Source organism: Seleniivibrio woodruffii, assembly GCF_029267515.1.
GTDB classification, from domain to species: Bacteria; Chrysiogenota; Deferribacteres; order Deferribacterales; family Geovibrionaceae; genus Seleniivibrio; species Seleniivibrio woodruffii_A.
In genome coordinates this window covers 241,032-251,253 of record NZ_JAJUIS010000005.1, presented here as the reverse complement: position 1 = coordinate 251,253, position 10,222 = coordinate 241,032, and the positions used below count along the sequence as shown (strand labels likewise).

Annotated in this window: 12 protein-coding genes; 10 read left to right on the top strand and 2 right to left on the bottom strand. The window is 45.7% G+C overall.

Translation table 11 applies throughout. From position 1 onward, the window contains the following. The first annotated feature begins 212 nt into the window (after positions 1–212). On the top strand, positions 213–1,583 hold the full coding sequence (locus Q7P67_RS07640; protein WP_303851367.1) for a radical SAM protein: 1,371 nt from the start codon (positions 213–215) through the stop codon (positions 1,581–1,583). A 26-nt stretch (positions 1,584–1,609) separates the two neighbouring features. After that, positions 1,610–2,113, top strand: a complete 504-nt coding sequence (locus Q7P67_RS07635) for a uracil-DNA glycosylase family protein (RefSeq protein WP_303851366.1) — start codon at positions 1,610–1,612, stop codon at positions 2,111–2,113. 7 nt (positions 2,114–2,120) lie between these two features. On the opposite strand, the gene cysK is transcribed toward Q7P67_RS07635, so the two are convergent. Together cysK and Q7P67_RS07625 are read right to left on the bottom strand one after the other, a co-directional pair. Continuing rightward, the gene (cysK, locus tag Q7P67_RS07630) at positions 2,121–3,065 is read right to left on the bottom strand and encodes a cysteine synthase A (RefSeq protein WP_303851365.1); all 945 of its coding nucleotides are present in this window, start codon (positions 3,063–3,065) and stop codon (positions 2,121–2,123) included. Next, positions 3,062–3,265, bottom strand: coding sequence for a heavy-metal-associated domain-containing protein (locus Q7P67_RS07625; protein ID WP_303851364.1), 204 nt, complete (start codon positions 3,263–3,265; stop codon positions 3,062–3,064). The genes cysK and Q7P67_RS07625 overlap by 4 nt, the downstream gene beginning before the upstream one ends. A gap of 122 nt (positions 3,266–3,387) precedes the next feature. Here Q7P67_RS07625 and Q7P67_RS07620 point away from each other — a divergent pair, with 122 nt between their 5' ends. From Q7P67_RS07620 to Q7P67_RS07585, 8 genes are read left to right on the top strand one after another with little or no spacing between them, the layout of a single operon-like run. Next, complete coding sequence (locus tag Q7P67_RS07620) at positions 3,388–4,314, top strand: MOSC domain-containing protein (protein ID WP_303851363.1); 927 nt, start codon at positions 3,388–3,390, stop codon at positions 4,312–4,314. Continuing rightward, positions 4,311–4,946, top strand: a complete 636-nt coding sequence (tmk, locus tag Q7P67_RS07615; RefSeq protein ID WP_303851362.1) for a dTMP kinase — start codon at positions 4,311–4,313, stop codon at positions 4,944–4,946. Before Q7P67_RS07620 ends, tmk begins: the two co-directional genes overlap by 4 nt. Next, positions 4,943–5,821, top strand: coding sequence for a DNA polymerase III subunit delta' (locus tag Q7P67_RS07610; RefSeq protein ID WP_303851361.1), 879 nt, complete (start codon positions 4,943–4,945; stop codon positions 5,819–5,821). Before tmk ends, Q7P67_RS07610 begins: the two co-directional genes overlap by 4 nt. Further along, a complete protein-coding gene (locus Q7P67_RS07605) occupies positions 5,808–6,554 on the top strand; it encodes a regulatory iron-sulfur-containing complex subunit RicT (protein WP_303851360.1) in 747 nt (248 codons plus the stop codon). Before Q7P67_RS07610 ends, Q7P67_RS07605 begins: the two co-directional genes overlap by 14 nt. Next, complete coding sequence (metG, locus tag Q7P67_RS07600) at positions 6,551–8,479, top strand: methionine--tRNA ligase (RefSeq protein ID WP_303851359.1); 1,929 nt, start codon at positions 6,551–6,553, stop codon at positions 8,477–8,479. Before Q7P67_RS07605 ends, metG begins: the two co-directional genes overlap by 4 nt. Positions 8,480–8,501: 22 nt before the next feature. Then, on the top strand, positions 8,502–9,347 hold the full coding sequence (locus tag Q7P67_RS07595) for a TatD family hydrolase (RefSeq protein WP_303851358.1): 846 nt from the start codon (positions 8,502–8,504) through the stop codon (positions 9,345–9,347). Positions 9,348–9,349: 2 nt separating this feature from the next. Next, positions 9,350–9,721: a response regulator gene (locus Q7P67_RS07590; protein WP_303851357.1), complete on the top strand. Its 372-nt coding sequence runs from the start codon at positions 9,350–9,352 to the stop codon at positions 9,719–9,721. An 11-nt stretch (positions 9,722–9,732) separates the two neighbouring features. Next, positions 9,733–10,191 (top strand): universal stress protein, encoded by a 459-nt coding sequence (locus tag Q7P67_RS07585; protein WP_303851356.1) that lies wholly within the window; start codon positions 9,733–9,735, stop codon positions 10,189–10,191. Positions 10,192–10,222 lie beyond the last annotated feature (31 nt).

Here is a 10,222-nt window from a genome sequence, read left to right as displayed (position 1 = left end):
TTCTTCGGGGGTAAACTCACGTTCGCGCATGAACTCTCTCCTTTAAATTTAGTGTATACGAAAAAAAGCCCTTTAGCTATTCGCTAAGGGGCTTTTTATTAGTGTCCAAATTTAAGGATACAGTTCAAAGCGGGCTTTTTTCATTTTAGGTTATATATCCTGCAAATATGCACTTTTGTTCTTAATTAGTGATATTATCTTATATAGATATTATGACTAAAATCGGAAGGTGTCGTGTGGATATATTACTTATTAATTCACCCATTTTTCAAAATCAATCAGAAGATGATGACGATAATGTAATCCCTTCTCTAGGTCTAGCTTATATTGCATCAAGTCTGGAAGCGAAAGGCAATAAATGTGAAATATATAATGCGATAAAATTTGACTGTGATACAACGGTAGACTATATAAACAGCAAATCACCTAAATATGTTGGCATGAATGTATTCAGTATTAATTATGAGTTGGTTTGCAAGATTATTGAATCTATAAATCCAAATATTACTGTGATAGTTGGTGGTCCTGGAATTGCTTCATTATATAAATTTATACATGAAGTTCAAACCTCTAATATTGTCATAACTATTTCCGGAGATGGTGAAAAGATTGTTCCAGAAATTTTAGGATGTCAGAATCTTCTAAAACTTGGAATAAAAATTAGTGAGAATAGATTTCACATTATTGTAGATAAAGATAGTCAGTACTTTGTTAAGGATATTTCAGAAAGTCATATCGATAGAAAGTTTTTACCTGAAGAACCTCTAAAACATAATAAAAAAGGAATCAACGAGGCGTTTCTTGTTTCATCAAGAGGATGTGTACATGCCTGCGCATTTTGTACAGCATCTAGAAAACAAAATCCTTATTCTTTAAAGATTAGGTCAAGAAGTCAAGAAAGTATTATATCTGAAATCAACGATATCGTTAAAAAGTATGGTTCAGATGTCAACTGCATAAGAGTGCTAGACGATTTATTTTTACGAAATAAAACATCATTTCATGAGGCAATCGATATCTTTGATAAGTTTAAGCTTAAATGGAGGGCTATGGTTCATGTAAATGCATTAATGAATGTGAATGAAGAAATCCTTAAAAATTTGAAACAATGTGGTTGCTTTGAATTGGAAATGGGTATCGAATCAGGGTCTGATAGAGTTTTGAAAATGATAAACAAACATAAAAGTAAACAACGAATTATAGAGAAACTAACTTTATTGTTTGAGACTGGAATACAAGTTAAAGCATATTTTATTTTTGGTTTTCCTGATGAAACAATTGAAGAAATGGAAGAGACATATAAGCTTTGTATACTCTTAAATAATCTTGCCAAGAATCTCGGTTGTGGTTTTTCTATTAGTGCGTTCAAATTTAGATTGTATTATGGGACAGAATTATTTAATAATCTTTTTGCTGGAAAAAGCGATTATAGATTAGAGAATAAGTTTGATGCAAATCTTTCTGATAGAATAGGTAGAAGCCAATTTAATTTTTGGAATGGAAATTACTCTAACGCGGAAGATGATGATATTAATAATTATATAGAAAAAGTATTAGCATTAAACCACAAGGATGTGACATGAAATGCTGTTCTAAATGTTCGCTGACTATGGCGACGGAAGCCTGCCATAGTAGTGCCTATTTGATGTTCGTTGGATTATCTGGAAAAATTGAAAAAAATAAAATTCATTCCCCTTTGAGTAGTGAAACAAATTCCGGTCGCATCATCGATAAAATAGTTGAAAAGTTAAATGATCTAATTCCATATAAGACAAATTTGGTTAAATGTTCTCCTGTTGATGATTTAGGAAAAATGCGTTACCCAAGTGCAGAAGAAATGGAAAATTGTTATCCAAAATTAAATAATGAAATAACAATCCTTGACCCAAAAGTTGTGGTTTTATTGGGTTCACAAGTGAGTAAGTTTGTTCTTAATAAATTGGATTTGGGAAAAAAAGTGCTAGACGAAGCGGCATTTATAAAATGCCGCATTCATCAGAATAGATTGTTCATTTCGACTTATCATCCATCATATATGCAAATTTATAAGAATAAGCACATAGAAGCTTACGCCGAGCAAATTAGCAATGCAGCTAATAAGTTTGCATTTTAGAAAATATTTAATTGAACAGTCCTGAACTCAGGTATCTTTCGCCTGAATCAGGCAGTATCACTACTATATTCTTTCCTTCAAGACCCATAGCATCCGCGGCGTTTATAGCGGCGGCTACAGCGGCTCCCGAAGATATCCCGCAGATTATCCCTTCGTCCTTTGCCATCATCCTTGAATAATCAAGTGCAACAGCGTCGTCAACGGTTTCCATGCGGTCAAGGATTTTAAGGTCAAGTGTTTCGGGTATAAACCCTGCACCAATGCCCTGTATGCCGTGGGGGGCGGGTTTCAGCTTTTCGCCTTTAAGCGTCTGGCTGATTACGGGGCTTTTGGAAGGTTCCGCGCCCACCATTATTACGTTCTTTCCGGCGCGCTCTTTCAGAAATCTGCCGATTCCGGAAATTGTGCCGCCAGTTCCGATGGATGAAACAACCATATCGACACATCCGTCGGTGTCCCGGAGAATTTCGGGACCTGTGGTTCTCTCATGCACCAGAGGGTTGTATGGATTACGGAACTGATTGGCAAGATAGTATTTTTCGGGATTCTCGGCAAGCATCCTGTCGGCTTCTGCAACAGCTCCCGCCATGCCTTTTGCGCCGTCTGTAAGGATTAGTCTTGCTCCGAACGCCTTCATCATCATGCGCCTTTCAAGGCTCATGTTGTCAGGCATCACTATAACGACTTCATAGCCGAGGGCAGCCCCTGCAAACGCAAGCCCGATGCCTGTGTTTCCGCTGGTTGCTTCCAGAACGGACATCCCCGGTTTGATTTCGCCGTTTTTTATGGCTTCGTTAAAAATAAAAGCGCCCACTCTGCACTTAACGGAATAGGCAGGATTGCGCCCCTCAACCTTAACAAGAATGTTGTTCTTTTCGGAGCCTTTTATCTTGTTCAGCTTTACCAGAGGGGTTTCGCCGATGGCGAGCGTATTGTTTCCGAAAAACCTCATGCAACCCCGAATCCTTCTTCTTTTATAGCGGAAGATATGGAGGATTCATCCGTAGAATCGTTAAATTTAACAGTTACTGTACCTTTTTCCAGGTTTACGTCGCAAGACTCGACGCCTTCAACCTCTGTAACAGCTTCTGTTACGGTCATGACGCAATGTTTGCACTTCATTCCTGATACGTTAAAAACTTTTTCTTTCATGAAAAACCTCCCTATATGCGGGCGTTATTGTCCGCCTTAGTTGACAATTTCCTCCATTTCTTATATTTTTGCAATACAAAACAAATAAGACATATGATTTTGCCTATATAAGGGGGTTTATCATGGCAAAAGTTCAGAGCCTGAACGTAAGCAAAGAGAAGGGCGTTAAAAAGACGCCTGTAGACAGCGTTGAGCTGGTGACGGATTTTGGCATAAAGGACGATGCACATGCGGGGAAATGGCACAGGCAGGTGAGTCTGCTTGCCGTCGAAAGCATACAGAAGATGAAAGACAAAGGGCTGAACGTTGACAGCGGCGACTTTGCGGAGAATATAACCACAGAGGGCGCGGATCTTCTTAGCCTCGCAGTGGGAGACACTGTGACAGTGGGCGGCGTTGAGCTGACAATCAGCCAGCTCGGAAAGCTCTGTCACCACAGGTGCGCGGTATACTATGCCGCAGGCGACTGTGTTATGCCCCGCGAGGGTATATTCGGCGTTGTACGCAACGATGGAAAAGTGGCTGTCGGCGACGACGTGACTGTCACCCGTAAAAAGGGGCTCACGGTATGCGTTATCACTCTCAGCGACAAAGGGAGCAAAGGCGAGCGCACCGATGAAACCGGACCTGCGGTTGTAAAACTGCTGGAAGATAAGCTGGATGTCTGCTTCACCAGAACTGAGCTTATGGCGGACGAACAAAAAGGGCTGGAAGAGGCTCTTAAATACATGTGTGACCTTCAGAAATTCGACCTTGTTGTGACAAACGGCTCAACAGGTGTTTCACCCCGCGACATAGCGCCCGACGCGACGCTGAACGTGATTGAAAGGCGTCTGCCCGGTTTCGAAGAGGCTATGCGCATGGAGAGCTTTAAAAAGACCAACCGCGCGCTCATCAGCCGTGCTGTTGCAGGTGTTCGCGGGAACACACTTATAATCAATGTACCCGGCAGCCCCAGAGGGGCGGTGGAAAACCTTGAGGTTGTCGTTGACGCGATACCTCACTGCATCGAAAAACTGCAGGGGTCACAGGCGGACTGCGCTCAGTGAAAGATTACCCGATATATATAGCTCTGGACGGCATAGACGGATGCGGAAAGACCACTCTGTCACAGGGCATTTATAAAGAATTTATGAGGCTTGGCAGGCGGGTGAAACTCACCCGCGAGCCGGGCGGAACCGAGGTGGGGATGCTGCTTCGTCAGCTCCTTGTGAACCAGAAGTTCCAGCTTGAGCCGGAAACGGAGCTTATGCTTTACTGCGCAGACAGGCTTGAGCATCAGACGAAACTGGTTCTGCCGAACCTTGAGGCGGGCAGGGATGTCATAAGCGACAGATTCCTCTCCTCAACCTACGCGTATCAGATTTTCGGGCGCGGGCTGGATAAGCCGTTTCTGGATTTTCTGAGCCGGCACAGTGTGAAACGGATGCCCGACATCACGTTCATCATTGATATCGACCCTAAAACGGCACTTGAAAGAGCGATAGCAAGGCTGAAAAGGGACGGTATGATGCAGGACGAGGGCAAATTCGAATCGCTTGGCACGGAATTTTACGAAAAGGTGCACGAAGGGTTCGTGTGGTATGCGGATACCCATGAAAACGTCTGGACTGTAAACGGGATGCAGCCTCCCGAGGCTGTGCTTGCGGATGTTATTGCCATACTGGATAATTTTGTATGAACATAATAGGGCATGACAGAGAAAAGGAGATTTTCGGCAGGGTTCTGAGAGAGAACAGACTGCATCATGCCTACATATTAAGCGGACGGGACGGAATCGGAAAAAAACTGTTCGCCAAAGAACTTGCAAAGGCTGTCCTCTGTGTGAACGGTTCTTTTATGGAGGACTGCAAATGCCGCCACTGTACCCTTGCCGACGGCGGTGCACATCCTGACATACACATCATTGAAGAATCACCCTTAAAGATTGACAGAGCGAGGGAAATTTCATCAAACGCCTTCATGACGCCACTTTCGGCATCAAAAAAGGTCTATATAATCGACAGCGCGGACACCTTCGGGGCTGAGGCGGCAAATGCGCTTCTGAAAACCCTTGAGGAGCCGCCGGAAGATACCCATTTTTTCCTTATAACATCGAGATATACACAGGTGCTGCACACCATAAGGTCAAGATGTATCAACATAGGTTTCGGTGTGCTTTCGGACGATGATGTGAAAGCCGTCGTGCGGAAACACTCGATGAAGAGCGAAGAAGAGACAGACAGGGCGGTGTCGATCAGTTCCGGCTCTGCCGGATATGCCCTTTATCTGCTTGAAAGCATGGAAAAACAGCCGGAGTTCAACAGTACGCTGAACCCCGTTGAGCTGTATTACGAGATAGAATCGCTGGACGACAAGGACAAGGTGCGCGCATACTGCGCTTCGCTGTACGGATATCTTCTTGAAAGGTATAAGAAAACAGGAAGCGAAACTATGCTCGCTTTTTCCAACTATTTGCTGGATATTTTGAAAAGGCTTGAGTATAATGTCAGTTTAGACATATTCAGGTTTGACCTGTACATAAAAACTGTTGAGGTACTTAGTGAAAAAAGTTAATGCCATCGGCGTGGCTTTCAAGCCCGCGGGCAAGATATATGATTTCCTCTCCTGCGGGGTTGAGGCACGATTCGGAGAAAAAGTTATAGTTGAAACAGAAAAGGGCGAGGATATGGCAAACGTAATCCATTCCGCCCGCGATATAGAAGTTGACGACAAGGCAGAGATGAAAAACGTTATCCGCAAGGCAACCATGGCGGATTTCGAACAGAAAAAGACGAATACGGCGGACGAACCTGCTGCTTTTAAGGCTTGCAAAGAACTGGTGGTTCAGCACAATCTTGATATGAAGCTGCTTAAAGCCGAATATACTCTGGACAGAAGCAAGCTCACGTTCTTTTTCACAGCCGACGGAAGAATAGACTTCCGCCAGCTTGTGCGCGACCTAGCCAGAGTATTCCGCACCCGTATTGAGATGCGCCAGGTGGGCGTTCGCGATGCAACCAAAATGATAGGCGGCTTCGGTCTTTGCGGAAAGGAGTTCTGCTGTTCCACATTCCTCAGAAAATTTGACAACATATCCATAAAAATGGCGAAAGACCAGAACCTTATCCTTAACCCCACAAAAATTTCAGGGGTATGCGGAAGGCTCATGTGCTGTCTGATGTACGAAAAAGACGCATACGACGGCGACATCGTTTCTTGCTGCCGCAAACAGCAGGAGATGATGGACGGCGACGACATGGTCCGCCTTAAAGACCTGCTTGACGACCATTCCGGAGGAGACATATGAGCGGCAGAACATTTTACATTACCACGCCCATTTACTATGTTAACGACGTTCCACACATAGGACACGCGTACACTACAGTTGCGTGCGACACGGTGAGCAGGTATAAAAGACTCTGCGGCTACGACGTTTTTTTCCTCACAGGAACGGACGAACACGGGCAGAAGATTGAGCAGGCAGCGCAGAAAAGGGGCATCACGCCCAAAGCTCTGGCGGACGAGGTTGTTCAGCGGTATCAGGGACTCTGGAACGTTCTGAACATATCCAACACTGATTTCATCCGAACCACAGACGAAAAACATAAAGCCGCAGTGCGCAAGATTTTCCGCACGATGCGGGACAAAGGCGATATATACGTTGACCACTACGAGGGCTGGTACTGCACCCCTTGCGAAACCTACCTCACTGAGACTCAGCTTCTGGACGGCAACTGCTGCCCCTCCTGCGGACGGGAAACAAGCAAGCTGAAAGAGCCTAGCTATTTCTTCAAAATGAGCAAATATGGCGATACACTGCTGAAACACATCGAAGAGAATAAAGACTTTATACGTCCCGAATCGAGACGTAACGAGATAATCTCGTTTATAAAAGAGGGTCTGCGCGACCTTTCTGTTTCACGCGTCTCCTTTAAATGGGGAATCCCCGTGCCGGAAGATGAAGAACACGTTATCTATGTTTGGCTGGATGCGCTGACAAACTATATCGCGGCTCTTGGCTACGGCGTGGATGATGACAGCAACTTCAAAAAATACTGGCCTGCGGATTTCCACGTTGTGGGCAAAGATATCCTGCGTTTCCACACGGTATACTGGCCCACCATGCTTTTAAGCGCGGGGATAGAGCTTCCCAAAAGCGTGTTCGCGCACGGCTGGTGGACTGTTGAAGGACAGAAAATGTCCAAATCCATGGGCAACGCCATCGACCCTAACTGGCTGGTTGAGAAATTCGGCGTGGATGCAATCCGTTATTTCCTCCTGCGTGAAGTTCCTTTCGGACTGGACGGCGATTTCTCCTTCAAGGGGCTTATACACCGCATAAACGGCGACCTTGCAAACGATCTCGGCAACCTGCTCAACCGTACTATGGGCATGGTAAACCGTTATTTTGACGGAATCGTTCCCGCATACACAGAAAAAGGTGCGTATGACGAGGCGCTTGAAACGCTTGTCAGCAGAGTTTTTGACGAGGTTGACGGACATCTGAACAATCTGGCATTCAATAAGGCGCTTGCCTCTCTTTGGGAACTGGTGAGCGGACTTAACAAATATATCGACGACAACGCCCCATGGGCGCTGGCAAAGGACGAGGCGAAGAAAGACGCACTCGGCTCAGTGCTTTACACAGTTCTGGACGGTATCCGTCTGGTGTCGCTCCTGCTGTATCCTTTCATACCGGACACCGCTGTGAAGATACGCAAACAGCTCAACACCGGTCTGGATATTGAAAAGGCTGATGAAAAATCGCTGAAAGCCATCAGGAAGCTGGAAAGCGGACAGAAACTCGGCGAAGCTGAACAGCTTTTTCCAAGAATCGACGAAAAGGAGATGCTGGAATCGCTGAAACCTGCGGAAAAACCAGCAGAGAAGAAGGAAGAGGTCGTTGAGGCGATCGATTTTGCATATTTTTCTAAAATGGTACTGAAAGCTGCTAAGGTTGTTGACGCGGAAAAGGTTGAAAAATCCGACAAGCTGCTCAAACTTAAAATTGACCTTGGCGGCGGTGAAGTGCGTCAGGTTGTTTCCGGCATAGCGAAAAGCTACAGCGCGGACGATATGAAGGGCAAAACGGTTGCCGTTGTTGCCAACCTGAAACCCGCAAAGCTCATGGGCATCGTTTCCGAAGCGATGATACTTGCCGCCACAGTGGGCGACAAACATGTCGTTGTGGAGCTTCCCGACAACATAGAGGCGGGAACTGTAATCAAGTAGTCACTCAGCCACAGAGTTTGCTATGATAAATAAAAAAGGCAGTCCGCTGCACTATCAGTTTCTCGCGGAGCTGAAAGCCGCGGGCGAAGCTGGGGCGTTCTTCACGGACTCCCATGCACATATACATATGGAACCCCTTTCCGGAGATATGGAAGGGGTTATCAGCCGCGCGGACGAAAACTGCGTCCGCCGCATCGTAACCATCGGCTGCGGGCTTGAGGACAGTCTCCTTGCGCAGAAAGCCGCCGAAACCCACGACCGCGTCCTGTTCGCCGCAGGTGTGCACCCTCACGATTCTGAAAAGATTGATATTGTTGATGCAACTAAAAGTTTTCAAGAAATATTTACGCATCCGAAATGTATAGCCATCGGCGAGATTGGTCTTGATTATTTCTATGATCTCTCCCCGCGCGACGTTCAGCAGAATGTCTTCCGGCATTTTTTACAGCTTGCGAAAGAATATAAAAAACCTGTGGTAATACATAACCGCGATTCCGCAGAGGACTGCGTGCGCATACTGAACGATGAAGTGCGCGGGCGGGACAGAAACGGCATAATCCACTGTTTCAGCGGAGACGTTGACCTTTTGCGCTGGGCGCTGGACAACGGATTTTACATTTCATACGCGGGACCTGTGACATATTCTAAATCAGATGATCTGAGGGCAACTCTCGAGTATGTCCCGCTGGACAGACTCCTTGTGGAGACTGATTCTCCGTACCTTTCTCCCATGCCTTTCAGGGGCAAAACAAACGAACCTGCGAACACAGTCTACAACGCTCTTGAAATTTCCATAATAAAAAGCGTGAATTTGTACGAATTTGCGGTACAATTGGAAAAGAACTTCAATACTCTTTTTCAGGCTTGATTATGAAACACAAAGTTTTACTGGTGGATGACAATGAATTGGAACTTTTCGCCCTGAGAGAACTGTTCGAGGCGGAGGGTTATGAGGTTGATACTGCGGAGAACGGACTTTTTGCACGGGAAATGGTTAAGGAGAAGGAATACGACATAATCATAACCGACCTTGTTATGCCTGTTTCAGATGGGATACAGTTTCTGTATTCACTGGGAACAAGCGGCAGAGAGATCCCCGTCATAGTCCTGACAGGATTCAACAGGATAGACAACATGCTGAACGCTTTTCAGATGGGCGCTGTGGACGTGCTTTATAAGCCGTATGACATATCCCAGCTTCTGGAGCTTTGCGCGAAGGTCTTAAAGAAAAAACAATTGTAACGGAGGTCTATATGACAATAAATATCAACAAGATCCTATATCCTACAGACTTTTCCGATCCGTCGGCATATGCGCTGAATTACGCGGCTGAGATGGCGAAGCTGTTCGATGCCGAACTGGAACTTCTGCACGTTATGCTGGACGAAAGCCAGCTTGTGTCATTTTACCTGCCGCAGATAACAGTGCAGAACCTCGCAAAGGATATGGAGGACGGAGCGACAGCGAAACTTCAGGAGTTCATCGCAAATGCTAAGGTTCTTGAAGGTGTCCGATACAAATATACGATGGCGAAAGGCATTGCGGACGAAGAGATTGTGCGTGTCGCACAGGAATCCGGCACCGACCTTATCGTTATCGGTACACACGGGCGCACAGGCTTCGAACACGTTCTTTTCGGCTCCACAGCGGAAAAAGTCGTGCGCAAGGCGCCGTGTCCTGTACTTTCTGTACGCAAAAAAGCGGAAGATTGATATATGGGGGCGGTTTATCCGCCCTTTTTTT